Consider the following 18,097-nt stretch of genomic DNA (forward strand, 5'->3'; position numbering starts at 1 on the left):
TCCTCCCGGAACTACGGCACAATGGATTCGGTTTCTACTGAATTGTATCCAATGCGAGGCGAGGAGCAAGCATGGTCCGATCGGTCCGCGACCTGGAGCCGGACGCACTCGCGCTCTCGGGGCGTCCGCGTCGGCTCGTCCCCCTCGTGCTCGGGTGGGAGCCCATCCCCGAGTCGATCTCGTTGCGCGGGGGCGACCCGGCCAGGTTCCTCCTTGAGCCGGTGACGGCCGTCGCGGTGGTGTTCGACGAGGGCTGGGTGCTCGTCGACGGCGGCTTCGACCTCGGCCGTGTCCGGGATCCCGAGCAGCGCGCCGCCCACTACGACCACGAGAGCTACACCGCCGTCGTGCCACCGGGTGACGCACTGGCCGAGGGCGTCGCCGTCGCCGGGCTCGCGTGGGAGACGCTGGCGGCGTGCGTCATCTCGCACGTGCACCTCGACCACACCGGCGGTCTTCGGCTCGTCGCACCGGGGACACCCGTCGTGCTGCAGCGCCGCGAATGGGACTGGCTGGGGAGTGGGATCGGGCGGCGGGAGACCGTCGTGGTCGACGACGTGCTCGCCGCCGACGTCGCCGTGCTGCTGGTCGACGGGGATGCCGACCTGGCCCCGGGGCTCACCGTGCTCGACACCCGCGGGCACACCCCGGGCCACCAGTCGGTCCGGATCGACCTGCCGGACCGCTCGGTGGTGCTCGCGTGCGACGCGGCCGACCTCGAGCGGAACCTGACCGAGCGGACGCCGTGCGGGTGGGTCGGTGTGGCCGGTGACGAACCCGACGCCCAGCGGTCCGTCGATCGGCTGGCCGACCTCACCGGGCTGCCCGGCGTCGAGGTCTGGCCAGGTCACGACCCGGGGTGGGGGCCCTGGGCCCGCTGATGCGTCAGGCGGTGGTGTCCTCGAGCGCGTCGAGCGTCGCGACGTCCTCGGCCGACAGCACGAAGTCCACGTCGGCGTTCGCGGCGATGCGGGACGGCGTGGTCGACTTCGGCAGCGGCAGGAGGTCCTTCTCGAGCAGGTAGCGGATCGCGACCTGGGCGACGCTCTTGTCGTACTTCGCTGCGATCTCGGCGATCTGCTCGTTGTCGAGGAGCCCACCGGTGGCGAGCGGGGAGTACCCCTCGGTGAGGATGTCGTGCTCGCGGTCGAAGGCCGTCGTCTCGTCCTGCGTGTTGCCGATGAACCAGCGGATCTGGTTGGCGTGCGGGACGACGTCGGTGCGGCCGAGCAGGTCCTCGAGGTCGGCGACGGCGAAGTTCGAGACACCGATGCTCTTCGTCCGGCCGGCGTCGTAGACCTCCTCGAGGACCTTCCACACCTCGACGTTGCCGTCCAGGTGGTCCGACCCCATGTCGCTCCAGGGCCACGGCGCGTGCACGAGGTACAGGTCGACGTGTCCGAGGTCGAGGTTGCGGCTGGACTCGTCGAAGGCCTCGCGCGCGCCGGACGCGGTCTTGACCTCTGCCGGGAGCTTCGTGGTGATGAAGAGCTCGTCGCGCGGGATGCCGCTGTCGCGGACCGCCTCGCCGACGCTGGCCTCGTTGCCGTACGCCAGTGCGGTGTCGATGTGGCGGTAGCCGGCGTCGAGCGCGGCCTTGGTGGCGTCGTAGGCGTCGGCGCCGGACGGGATCTGCCAGGTGCCGAACCCGATCTTCGCGATGTGCAGGCCGTTGGACATGGTGAACGTGTCGATGAGAGCGGGCATGCACCGGACAGTACGCCGCGCGGACGTCGGTCGGGTCGTCTACGATTCGAACACACGTTCGAACGAGGAGGGCGAGATGATGCTCACGCAGGAGGTCGCCACGCTGTGGTGGGACCGCGGTGTGCCGGTCCGGATGGTCTGGCGCGAACGGCGGTGGCGGGTCTCCGACACCCCGACGCGGCTGACGGCGACGGCGGAGTACCTGCCGTCGGCGGTGACGCACGCGCCGGAGCACACGGTGGGCTGGCGGTTCCAGGTGAGTGCGGACGACGGTGAGGACGACGTGGTGGTCGTCGATGTCGCGCCGGACGGCACCGGGTGGGTCGTCGCGCGGACGTGGCGCTGACCGGCGCTCCGCGATCCGCGCGGGCGTGTCAGGCGCTGCCGCGCCAGACCACCTCGGTGGGCAGGACGAACCCGCGCGGGGTGTCGTCCGTCCCCGCGATCTGCTCGAGCACCTGCCGTGCCGCGTGCTCGCCAAGGGTCCGGGCGGGCTGCCGGACGGTCGAGAGCGGCGGGTCGCACCGGAGTGCCCACGCGCTGTCGTCGAAGCCCACCACGCCGACGTCCCCCGGGACCGACCGACCGACACGCTGCAGGACGTCCATCGCGCCGGCGGCCACGGCGTCCGACGCCGCGAAGACCCCGTCGACGTCCGGTGCCCGGTCGAGCAGCTCGCGCATGCCCTCGACCCCGGCGGTGTAGCTGAAGAGCGGGTTCCGCGCGACGAGCCCGGGGTCGAAGCGGTCGCCGAGCGCCGCGGTGAACCCCGCCAGACGGTCCTTGCCGGAGTCGCGGTCGAGGCCGGACGCGAGCATGCCGATGCGTCGGCGGCCGGTGTCCACGAGTCGGCGGGTGATCTGCTCGGCCGCGGCGCGGTTGTCGATGCCGATCCACGACGTGTTCGGCGCGTCGGACGGGTGGCCGACGAAGCACGCCGGCAGCCCGATCTGCTCGATCGCCCGGGTGACGGGATCGCCGTCGCGGGCGGAGAGCACGATCGCGCCGTCGACGAAGCCGCCGCGCAGGTACTCCACGACGCGCTCGTTGTCGCGGGCGGAGTCGACCATGATCGTGACGAGCTGCTGGTCCGCCTCGGACAGGACGGCGTTCGTGCCGATGAGGATGTTGCCGATGTTCGGGTCGTCGAGCACCTGGACGCTCGGCTCGTGCACGATGAGCGCCACGGCGCCGGACCGCCGGGTGACGAGACTGCGTGCGGCGGCGCTCCGCACGTAGCCGACGCGGCGGACGGCGTCCTGCACGGCTTCGCGGGCCCTGGGCGACACGTACGGTTCGTCGTTGAGCACGCGGGAGACGGTCCCGCGGGAGAGTCCGGCCTCGTCGGCGACGTCCTGGATCGTGGCGCGGGAACGGGCGGACATGCGGCAACGATAGCGGCTGGACACCCGCGGATCGGCGGTCGGACGGCGTCGAACCACGATCGCGACGTCGAACCGGGCGTCGGTGCTGGTTCGACGTCGGATACCTGGTTCGGCACGGTCGTGTTGACACGGCAGGAATTGTGTCGTTTACTCTGGGAGCGCTCCCAGAACCCTCCGACCCCGTTCGATCGGTGCGGACTGGGAGCGCTCCCAGAACTTGGGTGACCTTCGCCGTCGAAGGGGTCGTTCGCGACCGGACGGTGCAGCGCCGCCCCGATCAGCGAGGACCCGACGTGACCACCACCACCCTGCCGACGGCCGCCACCGGCGCGCTCGGGCTCGGCTCGACCGGCCTGGCGTTCGGGTGCGACTACAACCCCGAGCAGTGGGACCCCGAGGTCTGGGTCGAGGACGTCCGGCTCATGCGCGAGGCCGGCGTGAACCTCGTCGCGATCAACGTCTTCGGCTGGTCGCACGTCGAGCCGCGCCGGGGCGAGTACGACTTCGCCGCGCTCGACCGGGTCATCGAGCTCCTGCACGGCGCCGGCATCGGGGTCGACCTCGGCACCGGGACGGCCTCCACCCCGCCGTGGCTCACCACCGCCCACCCCGAGGTCCTGCCGGTCGTCGCCGACGGCACCACCCGCTGGCCCGGTGGACGCCAGGCGTTCTGCCCGAGCTCGCCGGTGTACCGCGAGCACGCCCTCGCCCTGGTCCGCGCCACCGCCGAGCGCTACGGCGACCACCCCGCGGTCAAGCTCTGGCACGTCTCGAACGAGCTCGGCTGCCACAACGCGCACTGCTACTGCGACGTCTCGGCCGAGGCGTTCCGCACGTGGCTCCGCGCCCGGTACGGCACGGTCGACGAGCTCAACGCCGCGTGGGGCACCGCGTTCTGGAGCCAGCGCTACTCCGCGTGGGAACAGGTCCTGCCACCCCGGGCGACCCTGTCCTTCACGAACCCCGGCCAGACGCTCGACTTCGACCGGTTCTCGTCCGACGAGCTGCTCGCGCACCACCGCGCCGAGGCCGAGGTGCTCCGCAGTCTGAGCGACAAGCCGGTGACGACGAACTTCATGGTCGCGGCGCACATCACCGCGCTCGACTACTGGTCGTGGACGGCCGACATGGACGTCATCGCGAACGACCACTACCTCGACCACCGTCTGCCCCGACCGCACGTCGAGCTCGCCTTCGCCGCCGACACCACGCGCGGGCTCGCCGGGGGAGCGCCCTGGCTGCTCATGGAGCACTCGACGGGAGCGGTGAACTGGCAGCCGCACAACGTCGCCAAGGCACCGGGGGAGATGCTCCGGAACACCGTGGCGCACATCGCCCGCGGTGCCGACGGGGTCTGCTTCTTCCAGTGGCGCGCGTCCGTCCAGGGCAGCGAGAAGTTCCACTCCGCGCTGCTCCCGCACGCCGGGACCGACTCCCGCGGCTGGCGTGACGTCGTCGAGCTCGGCGACCTCGTCGAGCGGCTCGGCGAACTGCGCGGTTCCCGCGTCGTCGCGGACGTCGCGCTCGTCTTCAGCTGGGAGAACCAGTGGGCGGCCGACCTGGAGGCGCACCCCACCACCGCGCTCCGCTACCTGGAACAGGTCCACGCGTTCCACGGCGCACTGTGGGACCTCGGCGTGACGGTGGACGTCGTGGCGCCGGGTGCGGCGCTCGACGGCTACGCCGTCGTGCTGGTCCCGGAGCTCTACCTGGTGCGCGACGAGCACGCCGCGGTCGTCGCCGACCACGTCGCCGCCGGGGGCCGGGCGGTCGTCACGTTCTTCAGCGGCATCGTCGACGAGCGTGACCGCGTCCGGACCGGCGGGTACCCCGGTGCCTTCCGTGACCTGCTCGGTGTGCGGGTCGACGAGTTCCTGCCGCTCGCCGCCGACGCGCACATCGCCCTGTCCGACGGCTCCACCGGCACCGTCTGGAGCGAACCCGTCGAGCTCCGCGGCGCGACGAGCGTGCTCGACTACGCCGCCGGCCAGCTCGCCGGCTCGCCCGCGGTCACCCGCAACGCGCACGGTGCCGGAGCCGCCTGGTACGTCTCCACCGTCCTCGGCGCCGACACGCTCCGCGGCCTGCTCGGTGACGTCCTCACCGAGGCCGGCGTCGCACCGGACCCCGCCGCGCAGCCCGGCCTCGAGGCCGTCCGACGCCGCGACGACACCCACGAGTGGGTGTTCCTGCTCAACCACACCGACCAGCCCGTCGAGCACCACGTGACGGGCCACGACCTCGTCGCCGACCGACACCGGTCCGGCACCACGACCATCGCCCCCGGTGGCACCCAGATCATCCGCACGGACAGGAAGCGCCCATGACCACCACAGCCCAGCGACCCCGGGTCGCCCGACGTCGACGCGGCGGGGGCTTCCGGTACCGCCGCGCGATCGCCGTCTTCGTCACGCCGTTCGCCGTGCTCTTCACCGCGTTCTACCTCGTCCCGATCCTCTACGCCGTGTGGCAGTCGCTGCAGAAGATCGAGCGGCAGGGGACCTTCGGTGCGCCGACGCAGGTGTTCGGCGGACTGAGCCAGTACGTGCTCGTGTTCCAGAACAGCGAGTTCTGGGGCTCGATCCTCCGCGTGCTGCTCTTCGGTGTCGTGCAGGTACCGGTGATGCTCGCCCTCGCACTGGTGTTCGCGCTCCTGCTCGACTCGCCCCTGCTGCGCGGCAAGCGGTTCTTCCGCCTGGCGTTCTTCGCGCCGTACGCGGTGCCCGGCGTCATCGCCGCGATCATGTGGGGCTACCTCTACGCGCCGAACCTCTCGCCGTTCTCCGCCGTCACCTCGAAGGTCGACCTGCTCGGCTCCGGCACCGTCCTCTGGGCCGTCGCGAACGTCGTGACCTGGGTCTACGTCGGCTACAACATGCTCATCATCTACTCGTCGCTCCTGGCGATCCCGACCGAGATCTACGAGGCGGCGAAGCTCGACGGGGCGTCGCAGTTCCGGATCGCCTGGTCGATCAAGATCCCGATGGTGGTGCCGGCGATCGTGCTCACCGCGGTCTTCTCCGTCATCGGCACCCTGCAGCTGCTCACCGAACCGACCGTGTTCCGCCAGTTCACCTCGACGATCTCGTCGACCTTCACGCCGAACATGCTCGTCTACTCGACGTCGTCGGTGCCCAACTTCAACCTCGCCGCCGCGTTCTCCGTCGTCCTCGCGGTCGCGACCTTCGTCCTGTCGATCGGGTTCCTCCGACTGACCCAGCGGAAGGCTGACCAGTGACCGTCAACGCACCGAGCCGACGCGACGCCGTGCGGACCGCCGGCCGACCGCTCGAGCCGAACCGCGCCTCCAGGCCCCTGCAGCACGGAGCGCGCGGACCGCGCGAGAGCGTCATCTCGCGCAGCGCCGCGATGCTCGTGATGGGCGTCTTCACGATCTACTTCCTGCTGCCGATCTTCTGGCTGTTCGTCTCGTCGACCAAGACGACCGCGAACTTCAACACGACGTTCTCGCTGTGGTTCAGCGCCTCGTCGGTGCAGGACTTCGTCGCGAACCTGGGCGAGCTGTTCACCCGGCAGGACGGCGTGTACGTGCGCTGGATGCTCAACAGCATCGCCTACGCCGGTGTCGCCGGGCTCATCGGCACCGTCCTGTCGGCGATGTGCGGCTACGCGCTGGCGAAGTACCGGTTCCGCGGACGCGAGGCCCTCTTCAACGTGTTCCTCGGCGGCGTCCTCGTGCCGGCGACCGCGCTGGCCCTGCCGCTGTTCCTCATCTTCAGCCAGGTCGACCTGACGGACACGTTCTGGTCGGTCTTCCTCCCGAGCATCGTCAGCCCGTTCGGCGTGTACCTGTCGCGGCTGTTCGCGGCGTCGAGCGTGCCGGACGAGATCATCGAGGCCGCCCGCATCGACGGTTCCGGCGAGGTCCGCACGTTCTTCACCGTGGCCGTCCGGCTCATGTCGCCGGCGCTCGTGACGATCTTCTTGTTCCAGTTCGTCGCCATCTGGAACAACTTCTTCCTGCCGCTCGTGATGCTCCGCGACTCGTCGCTGTTCCCCGTCACCCTCGGCCTCTACACGTGGAACTCGAGCGTGAACCAGTACCCGGACCTCCGCACCCTCGTGCTCATCGGGTCGTTCGTCTCGATCATCCCGCTCCTCGTCGCCTTCCTCTCCCTGCAGCGCTTCTGGCGGTCCGGCCTCGGCGCCGGCGGCCTGAAGTAGCGCCTGACCAGCACCACCGACCCCACTCACATCCCGAACGGAAACAGCATGAAGACAACGAAGTTCCTCAGCGTCGCCGCCGTCGCGGTCGCCGCGACCGTCGCCCTCGCCGGCTGCAGCACCGGCGGCACCGGCGCAGGCTCCGGATCCGACACGGCCGCCGCGAGCTGCAAGCCGTCCAGCGGCAAGGTCACCCTCGACTTCACGACCTGGGTGCCCAACATGGACAAGGTCGTGGACATCTGGAACGAGGAGCACCCGGACATCCAGGTCAAGGTCTCCATCGTCGCGAACGGCAACAGCGGCACGTACCAGAACTTCTTCAACCAGCTCAAGGCGAAGCAGGCGCCGGACATCGGTCAGGTCGAGTACGACACCCTGCCGGCCTTCCGCGTGCAGGGCGGCCTCGAGGACATCGGCGCGTGCTCCGGCATCAGCGCTGCGAAGAAGGACTTCTCCGACGGCCTCTGGAACCAGGTCACGTTCGGTGAGACGAAGTCGGTCTACGCCGTGCCGCAGGACTCCGGTCCGATGGCCCTGTACTACCGCAAGGACCTCTTCGAGAAGGCCGGCCTCGACGTCCCGAAGACCTGGGAGGAGTACGCCCAGGACGCCGTGAAGATCAAGGCGCTCGGCGGCAACATCACCAACTTCGCCAAGGGCGACGTCAACCAGTTCGCCGGGCTCGTCTCGCAGGCCGGTGGCCAGTGGTTCTCGAACTCCGGTTCGGACTGGACGGTGGACCTGACCGACAGCGCGTCGAAGAAGGTCGCCGACTACTGGCAGGACCTCATCGACAAGAAGCTCGTGAACACCCTGCCGAGCTTCACCGACCAGTGGAACAGCGCCTACGACAAGGGGCAGGACTGGACCTGGGTCTCGGCCGTCTGGGGTGCGAACACCATCTCGAGCGGTGCGCCCTCGACCTCCGGCAAGTGGGCCGTCGCGCCGATGCCGCAGTGGACCGCGGGTGAGTCGAAGTCCGCTGCCTGGGGCGGTTCGTCGAACGTCGTCTTCGCGGGGAGCAAGCACCCGGCCGAGGCGTCCGAGTTCCTGGTCTGGCTGAACACCTCGAAGGAGGCGCTCGCGGCGCTGAACAAGGAGGCCAACCTCTACCCCGCCTCGTCGACCGGCGCCGAGCTGCCGGCGCTGACCGAGGGGCTGCCGTTCTACGGGAACCAGAAGATCTACGAGGAGTTCGCGACCGCGGCGAAGGACATCCAGCCCTTCACCTGGGGTCCGACGATGACGCAGACCTACTCCGACGTGTCGGACGGCTTCGGGCAGGCGGCGTCCGGGCAGGGCACGCTCCTCGACGCGCTCGAGTCGGGGCAGTCGAAGACCGTGGCGGCGCTGAAGGCGCAGTCGATCCCGGTGAAGGGATGACGCGCGGGTCCTGACGCGCGCCCACGACGGACGGGAGGCACGGTGCCAGCTGGCACCGTGCCTCCCGTCGTGTGATGGGTGGGGTCAGCGCATCGCGTCGCCGGCCGACCCGTACAGGCCCGTCGCGAGGTCGGTGAGCACCGCGAGCAGGCCGCCCGCGTGCGTCCGGTCGACCTCGGCGAGCACCTGCGCGTACCGCTCCCGGTGCTCGCGGACGACCCGCTCGCCCTCGGGCAGGAGCCGCAGCAGCGAACCGCGGCGGTCGTTCGGGTTCGGCGCGCGCTCGAGCAGGTCGGCGGCCGTCATGCGGTCGATCATGTTCGTCACGGCGCCCGAGGTCAGCCCGAGGTACCCGGCCACCTCGGTGGGGGTCGAGTAGCCGGTGTCGCTCACGAGCACCAGGGCGCGCAGGGCGTTCTCGTGCACGCCGGCCCGCGCGCTGAGCTGTCCGACGAGGCTCGCGTTCGCGCGCACGACCGCGTCGAACGCCGCGATGAGGTCGGCCGCGTCGGTCGGGTCGGTCGGCGGCGCAGGGGTCACGGGTTCCTCGCTTCGGGTCGGGTGCGGTGGCGTCCCTCGCACTGGGGTCAGTATACGAGTGGTCAATTTGATGAATGACTGACTATCTTGATGATCGAAGCAAACGAGCCCGAGCCGATTGCTCCTCCACTTCCCTGAACGCCCGACCGAAGAGGTTCCCGTGTCCGACAAGCTCCGCACCTCCGCCCTGAAGCGGATCCGATTCGCCCCCGTCGCACTCCTCGCGGGCATCTTCGCCGCCGTGCTGCTCTCCCTCTCGCTCACCGGCACCCTCTCCGGGTTCGCCGCGAGCATCACCAACAGCAGCAACACCGCAGCCAGCGGCACGCTCACGATGCAGGAGCAGAACGCCGGCGGCACCGTCACCTGCACGAGCACCGACGGCGGCTCGGTCTCGACGAACTCCGCCACGTGCTCGACGATCAACAAGTTCGGCGGCAGCACCACGATGACGCCCGGCAACACCGTCACGACCGCGATCTCGATCAAGAACACCGGCACCGCGAACGCCTCGACGTTCACCCTGACCCCGGGCGCCACGTGCACCCAGTCGGCGAACGGTTCGGTGAACGGCACCGCGACCGACCTCTGCGCGAAGATGAACCTCGTCATCTCCTCCGGCTCGACGACGGTGTTCAGCGGCACGCTCGCCAGCTTCAAGGGCGCGGCCGCCTCGGCGTTCACGATGCCCGCCGCACCCGCCGCCGGCGCCTCCGTGCCGTTCACGTTCGCCGTCACGCTCGACTCCTCGGCCGGCAACACCTACCAGGGCCTCGCCGCCTCCGTGCCGATGACCTGGACCTTCACGGCCTAGCCACCCCGACCGGCGACGCTCGACCGACCCCCCCCCTCCGGTCGAGCGTCGCCACCCATCACCCCACCCCGTCCCCCCCCCACCGCCCAGCCGCACACGACCGGAGCAGCAGATGAGCCAGACCGCCGCCATCCCGCTCAGCGGCACGCTCGACCGTCCGCTCCTCGGCGGCCACACCGCCACCCGCTTCGAGACGGTCCTCGCCTGGACGGTCGCCGCGGTCGCCGCCGTCCTCCTCACCGCCGCCGTGCTGTTCCTGTCCGCCGGCGGGCGGTGGTTCGTCGTCGAGACGCCGTCGATGGGCGAGGCCGCGCCGGTCGGCACGCTCGTCCTCGACCTGCCCGTGGACGTCGCCACCCTGCGCGTCGGCGACGTCGTCTCCTTCGAGACCGCGGCGAACCCCGGCATCGTCTACACCCACCGCATCATCGACGTCGACGCCGCCGGACTGCACACCCGCGGTGACATCAACGGCGCGACCGACCCGTGGACGCTCACACAGGAGAACGTCATCGGTTCCCCGGTGCTCCTCGTCCCGAACCTCGGGTGGCTGTTCCGGGCGGCGCCGCTCCTGCTCATCGGCACGCTGGTGATCTGGACGCTCACGAGCGTGTTCACCGACCGGGTCACCCGCACCTGCCTCCGCATCGCCGGCGGTGCACTCACGCTGTCGTACGCGGCCTTCATCCTGAAGCCGTTCGTCAACGTCACGACCATCACGAACTCGGCCACCCCCCGCGGCGTCGAGGCCACCATCGTGTCCTCCGGCATGTTCCCGGTCCGGGTCGAGGCCCGTGGTGCCGAGAGCGTCCACCTCGTCGACGGGCAGGTCGGGCACATGGTCATCCGCGAGCTCACGAGGAACGGGCACTACCAGCTCACCTCGAACATCGACCTCGGGCCGGTCGGGTGGGGGCTCCTCGTCGTCGCCTGCCTCGTCCCGCTCCTGCTCTGCCTGGCCGTCGGTCGGGTCGAGGCGGTGCGTCCCTCGTGAGACTCCGCCGCCTCCGTGACGGTCGGGTCGTCGCCCTCGTCCTGGTCCTCGCCGTCGCCGTCGTCGGCCTCGCCAACGCGTTCGCACCGACGCGGTCCGCCTTCAGCGCCGTGGTCGCGAACACCGGCAACAGCGCCGCGACCGCGCCCTACTTCACCTGCGCCGCAGCGGTCGGCGCGGACACCTCGACCGCCCTCTTCGCCTACCGCCTCGGCGAGGCCTCCGGTTCGACGACCGCCACGGACTGGTCCGGCAAGGGCCTGAACGGCACCTACCAGGGCTCGATGACGGCGACCACGCCGAGCCCGAACGCCTGCCCGCGCGACGCCGGGAGCTCGTACGCGCTGAACGGCTCGACGAGCTTCGTCTCGACGCCCCGGTCGTACGCCAACCCGACCACCTTCAGCGAGGAGGTCTGGTTCCGCACGACGGTCGCCGGCGGCATGCTCGTCGGGTTCGGCAGCAACCAGGTCGCCGCCTCCGGGCAGCACGACCGCCAGGTCTACCTCAACACCGCCGGGCAGCTCGTCTTCGGTACCTACAACGGGACGACCCAGGTGGTGACGTCACCGAAGGCGTACACGGACGGCGCGTGGCACCACGTGGTGGCGACGATGTCCGCGAGCACCGGGATGCGCCTCTACGCGGACGGCGCCCTCGTCGCGTCGAACACCGCGTTCACCGTGCCCGAGAACTACACCGGCTACTTCCGGGTCGGGTACGACACCGTGTCCGGGTGGCCCGGGCAGCCGTCGAACTTCGCCTTCACGGGGTCGATGCGGTACGCGGCGGTCTACGGCTCCGTCCTGTCGGCGACCCAGGTCGCGAACCACGCGGCGGCCGGTCGCTGAGACGACGACGGACGGGAGGCACGGTGCCAGCCGGCACCGTCCCTCCCGTCCGCCTGTCCGTTCGTCGGGTCCGCGTCGTTACGCGATCGCCATCTCGTTGGGCACGCCGGGCAGCACGTCGCTCGAGGCGATGGTCTCGCCGGTCGTGAGGTCGACCGCGTGGACCCGCCGCTCGGCAGGGTCGGTGACGTAGGCGACGTCGCCGGCGACCTTCAGTGCCGGGTGGGCGTCCTGCCACTCGGCCGGTCCCTCCCACGGGTCGATCACCGGGAAGGAGTCGAGCAGCTCGCCGGACGTCGTGTCGAAGGTGTGCAGCGCGCCGTCGTCCCCGAGCACGACGGCCTCGTCCTCGGGACCACGGGCGAGGTCCCGGAACGTGTAGCCGACGCCGTCCGGCACGTCGGCGACCCGGTAGGAACCGGATGCCGCGTCGATCAGGGCGATCTGGTGGAGGAGGTACCCCTCGCTGTCCGGGTCGTCGTTGTAGTCGCCGAGCGCGATCGAGGACGTGTCGGTCGTGAACAGGTTGCCGGTCCGGCCGTACTTGGTGGGGGCGTCGAGCTTCGTGAACGCGCCGTCGTCGTACACGAGTGCCCCGTCGGTGCACCCGAAGACCGCGACGTCGCCCTGGACCGCGCCCTCGCCGTGCACGTTCGGGCACTCCTCGGAGCGGGTGGTCTCCTTCCCGTCCGCGTCCAGCGCACGGACCCCGCTGCGGGACTCCTCGTCGCCGATGGTGGTGAGCAGCGTGCCGTCCTCCAGCACGATCGCGACGCCGTGGTGCGCGGCCTCGGACTCGGTCGTCTCGGTGTCGGGCAGTTCGGCGCCGTCGAGTTCGGTGTTGTCGAACGTCGTCACCTGGCCGGTGCCGTCGGCGAAGAGCGCCGTCCGGTCGCCGTGGACGACCGCGTGGCCACCGGTGTCGGCGGGGAAGACCGCGTCGGTGAGGGCCGGATCAGCCGCGGTGTCGAGCACCCGGAAGCCGCTCGGCACCGTGACGAGCACGTGCCGTCCGTCACCTGCCGGGTTGACGCGGGTGAACCCGTCGACGGCGTCGTCGGTCAGGACGCGCAGGTCGTCGTCGAGCACGAGGAGGCCGCCGTCGTACGTGAGCGTGATCCGGTTGCCGTCGGCGCGCTCGGTCGCGGTGCTCGTCGGCTCGGAGGGGGAGGGGTCGGCGGCGCAGCCGGTGAGGGCAAGGGCGGCCGCGCTGAGCAGGGCGGCCGGCAGGGCCGCGGTGCGCAGGGACTTGGTCGTCGTCATGCAGAACACTGTACTGATTCTCATTCTCAATTACGAACCGACAGTCCGTCGACGATCGCCTCGGTGTTCGACCGCATCATCCCGAGGTAGGTGGACGCGGGTCCGTCGGCCGTGAGTGACTCGGTGGCCAGCGGGCGGATCTCGACGTGCACGTCGACCTCGTCCGCGAGGACCTGGGCCAACCGGGCCGGCTGCGAGGCATCCGCGAAGACGGTCGGCACGCCGGCGTCCGCGATCGCGTCGGCAAGGTCCCGCAGGTCAGCCGCGCTGGGCGAGGCGAGCGTCGTCCCGCTCGGGATGACGGCTCCCACCACCCGGAAGTCGTACCGGTCGGCGAGGTACCCGAAGACGTGGTGGTTCGTCACGAGGGCCCGCTGCCCGGGGCTGAGCGCGCCGAAGGCCTGCTCCATCTCCCCGTCGAGCGCGTGCACGGCGTCGAGGTAGTCCGCGGTGCCCGTCGCCCGGACGCCCACGTCGCGGAGGTCGTCGTCGAGCGCCTCGACGACGTCGACCATCCGTGCGGGGTCGGTCCAGATGTGCGGGTCCGGGCCGCTGTCGTCCTCGGTCGTCCACTCCAGGGCGTCGACCGCGTCGCCGGCGGTGAAGACCGGGACGCCGTCGTCGGCCGCGGCCCGGACGTGCCGGGACACGCCCTCCTCGAGGCCCAGCCCGTTCTCCACCACGAGGTCGGCGGTGCGGAGTCGCGCGGCCTCCTGCGCGGAGACCTCGAACGAGTGCGGGTCCGCTCCGGCGGGCATGAGCACCATCACCTCGGCCGCGTCGCCGACGACCTCCGAGACGACGTCGCCGAGGATGTTCGTGGTGACGGCGACGAGTGGCCGGTCCTGCCCGGGAGCAGCGGTGCACCCGCTCGCGCCGAACGCGACACCCACGACGGCGAGGACCGTGACGACGACGGCCCGTGTGCGTGCCCGCGTCACAGTCCGACCTCCGCGAACGCGGCCGGGGCCACGCCGAGGTCGATGGTCCGGGCGACCCGCGCGCCGTCGGCGAAGTCGATCTCGTGCACGGTCCCCGTCCCGCGGTCGGCCAGGTAGGCGCGGTTCGCGTCGAGCTGCAGCAGGGGCGGGGCGTCGTCGGCGACGAGCGGGTCGGTCGCGACGATCGCTCCGGTGGCGAGCGTGTGCACCACCACCCGCCCGGTGTCGTCGACGCCGACCACGTGCTCGTCGGCGTCGTCGACCGCGGCGACGGCGCGGAGCGGGCGCTCGGTCGGCACCAGGCGCCACGAGTGTTCGCGGCTGTCGAGCAGCCAGAAGCCGGCGTCGCCGGCCAGGCCCGCGACCGTCGGTCGTCCGGCGCGGGCGGCGAACGAGGTCGGCCGTTCGGCGCCGTCGGGCAACGGCACCGCCGTCGCGCCGTCGTCGTCCACCACCACCGCACCGTCGGAACAGCCGACGACCGAGCCGGCCCGGGTGACGATGCCTCCGGCCGGGTCGGTGCACGCCGCCTCGGTTCCGGTCGGCGAGCCGTCGGCGTCGAGCACCCGGACGACGTCGTCGGTCGCGGCGACGAGGCGGTCTCCGTCGGGGAGCAGGACCCGTGCGTCGATCCGGGTCCGTTCCTCGACGGTCCCCTGGCCGAGCGCGGCCCGGTCGAGCACGACCGCCTCGTCCCGCTCCGGCCAGGTGATCGTCGTGGTCGTCTCGGAGGAGTGCACCTCGACCGGACCGCCCCCCGCCATCGTGCCGACGACCCGCGGCTCCGCCGCGTAGTAGTGGGTGTGGTCGCCGTGGTCGACCGTCCAGGCGCCGCCGTCCACGATCGTGGTGCGGCTGTCGGAGCTCGTCACGAGGAACCGGCCGTCGGTGGCGGAGTGCGTGGGCACGTCGACGTCGTCGAGCGCGGTCGTCTCGCTGCTGAGCAGGTCGTGCAGCGCGGTCTCGCCCGTCCCGGAGACGGCCAGGAGGCGCAGCTGCGGTTCCCGGGATTCGCTCGCCCCCTCGACGAAGCCGTGTGGCCGGGCGGTCGCGCCGGCGTCGCCGGGGGCCGTCCCCGACGAGCAGCCCGCCGTCGCGACGGTGAGTCCGACGACGAGGCTCGTGGTGAGCAGGGTGCGCGTGGGAGCGCGCCGGGTGGAGTGGGTCATGCTGCCTCTCGAGGTGCTGGTACTGCTGTCGGTGGTTCTGTCCCGGGGGTCCGGTCGCGGACCCGGGTGTTGAGCGACGCGGCCGTGCGCGAGAGGCCGACCCCGGCGACGGCGACGGCGGCGATGCTCGCTCCCGCGGCGGTGCCGAGGTGCCACGAGACGAGCAGCCCGACGAGGACGGCCGCGATGCCGATCCCGGCGGCGAGCACCATGGTCGAGCCGACGTGCCGGGTCCACGCACGGGCGGCGGCTGCCGGGGCGAGGAGCAGTCCGACGACGAGCAGCGTGCCCACCGCCCGGTACGAGGCGACGACCGCGAGCGTGACGAGCCCGACCAGCACGATCTCGGCGGTCCGTGGGCGGAGGCCGAGGGTCGCGGCCTTCCGGACGTCGAACGCCGCTGCCGTGAACGGACGGTGGAAGAACACCGCGGTCCCGAGCGCCACCGCGACGGCGATCGTCAGGCCGGTGAGGTCCGCACGGGTGACGGCGAGGACGTCACCGAACAGGATCGCGGTGACGTCGGTCGCGAAGGACCTCGAGGAGGAGACGATGATCACCCCGAGAGCGAGCATGCCGACGAACAGGAGCCCGATCGACGTGTCGTACGAGAGCCGGGCCCGACGGCGGAGTGCGCCGACCCCGAGCATCATCACCGCGGCGCTGGCGGCGGCGCCCAGCGCGACGGGGAACCCGGTCAGCGAGGCGATCGCGACGCCGGGGAGCATGCCGTGCGACAGCGCTTCGCCGAGGAAGGCCATGCCGCGGACGAGCACCCACGTGCCGACGACCGCGCAGAGCACCGCCGCCAGTCCGCCGCCCACGAGGGCACGGACCATGAAGTCGACGGAGAGGGGATCGGTCAGCCAGGTCACGGTCGGAGACGCTACATGAAAATGACTATCGATACTGATAGTGTCCTCAGGTGCCCACGACGACCGACGCTGCCACCCTCGACGTCGCCGGACTCGTCGTCCGACGCGGCGACCGGACCGTCCTCGACGGGGTCGATGCGACCTTCCCCGCCGGTGCGGTCACCGCGCTGACGGGGCCGAACGGCTCCGGCAAGTCGACGCTGCTCGACGCGCTCGCCGGGGTCGTGACGCCGGATGCCGGGGCGGTGACGCGCCGCACCTCCGTCGGCGTCGCCTACGTGACCCAGTCGGTCCCGCCGAGCGCGCTCCCGCTCACCGTCCGTGCCACGGTCCGCATGGGCCGGTGGTCCGGCCGTCCGTGGTGGCGACCGCTCGTGCGTGCCGACCGCGACGTGGTCGACGAGCAGCTCGACCGGATGGGGATCGCGTCCCTGTCGGACCGGCCGCTCGACGAGCTGTCCGGTGGGCAGCGTCAGCGGACCCTCGTCGCGCTCGGACTCGCGCAGCGGGCGGGGGTGCTCCTCGTCGACGAGCCCACGGCCGGGGTGGACGCCGAGTCGGGTCGGCTCGTGGTCCGCGCGCTCGCCGACGAGGCAGCGTCCGGGGTCGTGGTCGTGCACGCCACGCACGACCCGACGGTCATCGCCGGAGCGGACCGGGTCGTCCGGCTCGGCTGACCGTGGCGACGCCGTCCGTCAGGACCGTCAGGGGCAGGCGACGGCGACGGAACCGGTCGCGGTCGTCTCCGCCGGAGCGGCGGCACCTGCCGGATCGGGGACCGCGTGAGCGGTGACCTGCGCCGGGGCGGCACTCGAGCGGCGCGCACCCAGCGTCACGAGCACGATGGCCCCGACGACCGCGACCCCACCGGCGAGCCAGAAGTCGACGGCCAACCCGAAGGACGACACCGCGGCGCCGCCGAGCACCGACCCGGCCGCGATCGCCAGCTGGATCGTCGTCACGAACAACGCGAGCCCGGTCTCCGACCCCGCGGGCGACGACGTGGACATCCAGGTCTGCATGCCGAGCGGCAGTGCTCCCCACACGAGGCCCCACACGACCAGCAGGACGAACACCCCGACGACCGAGTGTGCGAGCAGCGGGAGCAGGACGACCGCGCCGGCGAGGACGAACTTCGCGGAGCCGATCGTGCCGAGGACGCTCCGACCGAGCGTGAACCCGGCGACGAAGTTCCCGACGATGCCCGCGATGCCGAAGACCAGCAGTGCGATCGTCACGGTGTCCGCGCCGACCCCGACGAGGTCCTGCAGGTACGGCGCGATGTAGGTGTAGGCGGCGAACTGCGCGGTGAAGAGGAACGCGGCACCGATCAGGCCGACCCGGGCCCTGCGCACACCGAGCAGCGACCCGAGCGTGCCGAACCGGACGCGCTGCTGGGCGGGGATCCGCGGGAGCATCGCGAGCTGCAGACCGAGCGCGACGAGCCCGAGCACGCCGCCGATCACGAACGCCAGCCGCCACGTGGCGAGGGAGGACACGAGTGCGCCGAGGGGCAGGCTGACGACGGTCGCGACCGAGACGCCGGCGGTGATGAGGGACGTGGCGCGGATCACGGACTCGGGGCGGACGAGGCGTCCGGCGATCCCGGCGCCGATCGCCCAGAACCCGCCGATGCCGACGCCGAGGAGCATCCGGGCCACGAGCAGCACCCAGAACGAGGGCGCCACCGCTGCGAGCGCGTCCGCGACGACGAGCAGCACCGTCAGGCCGACCAGGACGACCCGGCGGTCGAGCGCGGACGTCCACACGGTGACGACCGGCGCGGCGACCGCTCCGACGAGGCCGGTCGCGACGACCATGAGCCCCGCGGTGCCGACACCGACGTCGAGGTCGGCGGCGATGGCCGGCAGCAGGCCGATCGGGAGGAACTCGGACAGGACGAGGACGAACGATCCGAGTGCGACGGATGCGACGCTGAGCCACCCACGGCGCGTTGCTGACGAGGTCATGCGGGCGTCAAGCACGC

At 71.5% G+C, this 18,097-nt stretch carries 18 protein-coding genes; 10 read left to right on the forward strand and 8 right to left on the reverse strand.

Annotated features, from left to right (window positions below; all coding sequences use genetic code 11):
* The first annotated feature begins 71 nt into the window (after positions 1-71).
* Positions 72-881, forward strand: coding sequence for an N-acyl homoserine lactonase family protein (locus BM028_RS16610; RefSeq protein ID WP_092388010.1), 810 nt, complete (start codon positions 72-74; stop codon positions 879-881).
* 4 nt (positions 882-885) lie between these two features.
* Here BM028_RS16610 and BM028_RS16615 read toward each other — a convergent pair whose 3' ends face one another.
* Positions 886-1,707, reverse strand: a complete 822-nt coding sequence (locus BM028_RS16615) for an aldo/keto reductase (RefSeq protein WP_092388013.1) — start codon at positions 1,705-1,707, stop codon at positions 886-888.
* A gap of 76 nt (positions 1,708-1,783) precedes the next feature.
* On the opposite strand from BM028_RS16615, the gene BM028_RS16620 reads away from it, so the two are divergent.
* On the forward strand, positions 1,784-2,053 hold the full coding sequence (locus tag BM028_RS16620) for a hypothetical protein (RefSeq protein ID WP_139199413.1): 270 nt from the start codon (positions 1,784-1,786) through the stop codon (positions 2,051-2,053).
* 28 nt (positions 2,054-2,081) lie between these two features.
* Here the strand turns inward: BM028_RS16620 and BM028_RS16625 are convergent, their stop codons facing one another.
* Positions 2,082-3,092, reverse strand: coding sequence for a LacI family DNA-binding transcriptional regulator (locus BM028_RS16625; RefSeq protein WP_092388019.1), 1,011 nt, complete (start codon positions 3,090-3,092; stop codon positions 2,082-2,084).
* 293 nt (positions 3,093-3,385) lie between these two features.
* Here BM028_RS16625 and BM028_RS16630 point away from each other — a divergent pair, with 293 nt between their 5' ends.
* The 4 genes from BM028_RS16630 to BM028_RS16645 are packed head-to-tail and all read left to right on the forward strand — an operon-like array spanning position 3,386 to position 8,663.
* Positions 3,386-5,419, forward strand: coding sequence for a beta-galactosidase (locus BM028_RS16630; protein WP_092388022.1), 2,034 nt, complete (start codon positions 3,386-3,388; stop codon positions 5,417-5,419).
* Positions 5,416-6,330 (forward strand): carbohydrate ABC transporter permease, encoded by a 915-nt coding sequence (locus tag BM028_RS16635; RefSeq protein ID WP_070417295.1) that lies wholly within the window; start codon positions 5,416-5,418, stop codon positions 6,328-6,330. The genes BM028_RS16630 and BM028_RS16635 overlap by 4 nt, the downstream gene beginning before the upstream one ends.
* Positions 6,327-7,277 carry a carbohydrate ABC transporter permease gene (locus BM028_RS16640; RefSeq protein ID WP_229085845.1) on the forward strand — a complete coding sequence of 317 codons (951 nt, stop codon included), beginning with the start codon at positions 6,327-6,329 and terminating at the stop codon, positions 7,275-7,277. The genes BM028_RS16635 and BM028_RS16640 overlap by 4 nt, the downstream gene beginning before the upstream one ends.
* Positions 7,278-7,325: 48 nt before the next feature.
* The gene (locus tag BM028_RS16645) at positions 7,326-8,663 is read left to right on the forward strand and encodes an ABC transporter substrate-binding protein (RefSeq protein WP_092388025.1); all 1,338 of its coding nucleotides are present in this window, start codon (positions 7,326-7,328) and stop codon (positions 8,661-8,663) included.
* An 84-nt stretch (positions 8,664-8,747) separates the two neighbouring features.
* Here BM028_RS16645 and BM028_RS16650 read toward each other — a convergent pair whose 3' ends face one another.
* Positions 8,748-9,203 (reverse strand): MarR family winged helix-turn-helix transcriptional regulator, encoded by a 456-nt coding sequence (locus tag BM028_RS16650; protein WP_175496112.1) that lies wholly within the window; start codon positions 9,201-9,203, stop codon positions 8,748-8,750.
* 160 nt (positions 9,204-9,363) lie between these two features.
* On the opposite strand from BM028_RS16650, the gene BM028_RS16655 reads away from it, so the two are divergent.
* From BM028_RS16655 to BM028_RS16665, 3 genes are all read left to right on the forward strand, one after another.
* Complete coding sequence (locus BM028_RS16655; protein WP_071296464.1) at positions 9,364-10,017, forward strand: COG1361 family protein; 654 nt, start codon at positions 9,364-9,366, stop codon at positions 10,015-10,017.
* 112 nt (positions 10,018-10,129) lie between these two features.
* Positions 10,130-11,011, forward strand: a complete 882-nt coding sequence (locus BM028_RS16660; RefSeq protein WP_092388028.1) for a S26 family signal peptidase — start codon at positions 10,130-10,132, stop codon at positions 11,009-11,011.
* A complete protein-coding gene (locus BM028_RS16665) occupies positions 11,008-11,862 on the forward strand; it encodes a LamG domain-containing protein (protein WP_092388031.1) in 855 nt (284 codons plus the stop codon). Before BM028_RS16660 ends, BM028_RS16665 begins: the two co-directional genes overlap by 4 nt.
* Positions 11,863-11,940: 78 nt before the next feature.
* On the opposite strand, the gene BM028_RS16670 is transcribed toward BM028_RS16665, so the two are convergent.
* From BM028_RS16670 to aztB, 4 genes are read right to left on the reverse strand one after another with little or no spacing between them, the layout of a single operon-like run.
* Entirely contained in the window at positions 11,941-13,125 is a 1,185-nt protein-coding gene (locus BM028_RS16670; RefSeq protein ID WP_092388293.1) for a hypothetical protein, read from the reverse strand.
* 26 nt (positions 13,126-13,151) lie between these two features.
* Positions 13,152-14,066, reverse strand: a complete 915-nt coding sequence (locus tag BM028_RS16675) for a metal ABC transporter substrate-binding protein (protein WP_175496113.1) — start codon at positions 14,064-14,066, stop codon at positions 13,152-13,154.
* A complete protein-coding gene (locus tag BM028_RS16680) occupies positions 14,063-15,235 on the reverse strand; it encodes a YncE family protein (RefSeq protein WP_092388034.1) in 1,173 nt (390 codons plus the stop codon). Before BM028_RS16680 ends, BM028_RS16675 begins: the two co-directional genes overlap by 4 nt.
* On the reverse strand, positions 15,232-16,110 hold the full coding sequence (gene aztB, locus BM028_RS16685) for a zinc ABC transporter permease AztB (RefSeq protein ID WP_092388037.1): 879 nt from the start codon (positions 16,108-16,110) through the stop codon (positions 15,232-15,234). Before aztB ends, BM028_RS16680 begins: the two co-directional genes overlap by 4 nt.
* Before the next feature lie 50 nt (positions 16,111-16,160).
* Here aztB and aztA point away from each other — a divergent pair, with 50 nt between their 5' ends.
* Complete coding sequence (gene aztA, locus BM028_RS16690) at positions 16,161-16,787, forward strand: zinc ABC transporter ATP-binding protein AztA (RefSeq protein ID WP_092388040.1); 627 nt, start codon at positions 16,161-16,163, stop codon at positions 16,785-16,787.
* A gap of 27 nt (positions 16,788-16,814) precedes the next feature.
* Here the strand turns inward: aztA and BM028_RS16695 are convergent, their stop codons facing one another.
* The gene (locus tag BM028_RS16695; RefSeq protein ID WP_092388043.1) at positions 16,815-18,080 is read right to left on the reverse strand and encodes an MFS transporter; all 1,266 of its coding nucleotides are present in this window, start codon (positions 18,078-18,080) and stop codon (positions 16,815-16,817) included.
* Positions 18,081-18,097: the final 17 nt, after the last annotated feature.

Source organism: Curtobacterium sp. YR515, from assembly GCF_900113095.1.
Lineage (GTDB): Bacteria > Actinomycetota > Actinomycetes > Actinomycetales > Microbacteriaceae > Curtobacterium.

Bases quoted from the DNA above. Each gene is read 5' to 3' on its own strand.
- BM028_RS16635 (WP_070417295.1), top strand. From the start codon at position 5,416: ATGACCACCACAGCCCAGCGACCCCGGGTCGCCCGACGTCGACGCGGC.
- BM028_RS16695 (WP_092388043.1), bottom strand. From the start codon at position 18,080: ATGACCTCGTCAGCAACGCGCCGTGGGTGGCTCAGCGTCGCATCCGTC.
- BM028_RS16645 (WP_092388025.1), top strand. From the start codon at position 7,326: ATGAAGACAACGAAGTTCCTCAGCGTCGCCGCCGTCGCGGTCGCCGCG.
- BM028_RS16620 (WP_139199413.1), top strand. From the start codon at position 1,784: ATGATGCTCACGCAGGAGGTCGCCACGCTGTGGTGGGACCGCGGTGTG.
- BM028_RS16670 (WP_092388293.1), bottom strand. From the start codon at position 13,125: ATGACGACGACCAAGTCCCTGCGCACCGCGGCCCTGCCGGCCGCCCTG.
- BM028_RS16610 (WP_092388010.1), top strand. From the start codon at position 72: ATGGTCCGATCGGTCCGCGACCTGGAGCCGGACGCACTCGCGCTCTCG.
- BM028_RS16680 (WP_092388034.1), bottom strand. From the start codon at position 15,235: ATGACCCACTCCACCCGGCGCGCTCCCACGCGCACCCTGCTCACCACG.
- BM028_RS16625 (WP_092388019.1), bottom strand. From the start codon at position 3,092: ATGTCCGCCCGTTCCCGCGCCACGATCCAGGACGTCGCCGACGAGGCC.
- BM028_RS16615 (WP_092388013.1), bottom strand. From the start codon at position 1,707: ATGCCCGCTCTCATCGACACGTTCACCATGTCCAACGGCCTGCACATC.
- BM028_RS16660 (WP_092388028.1), top strand. From the start codon at position 10,130: ATGAGCCAGACCGCCGCCATCCCGCTCAGCGGCACGCTCGACCGTCCG.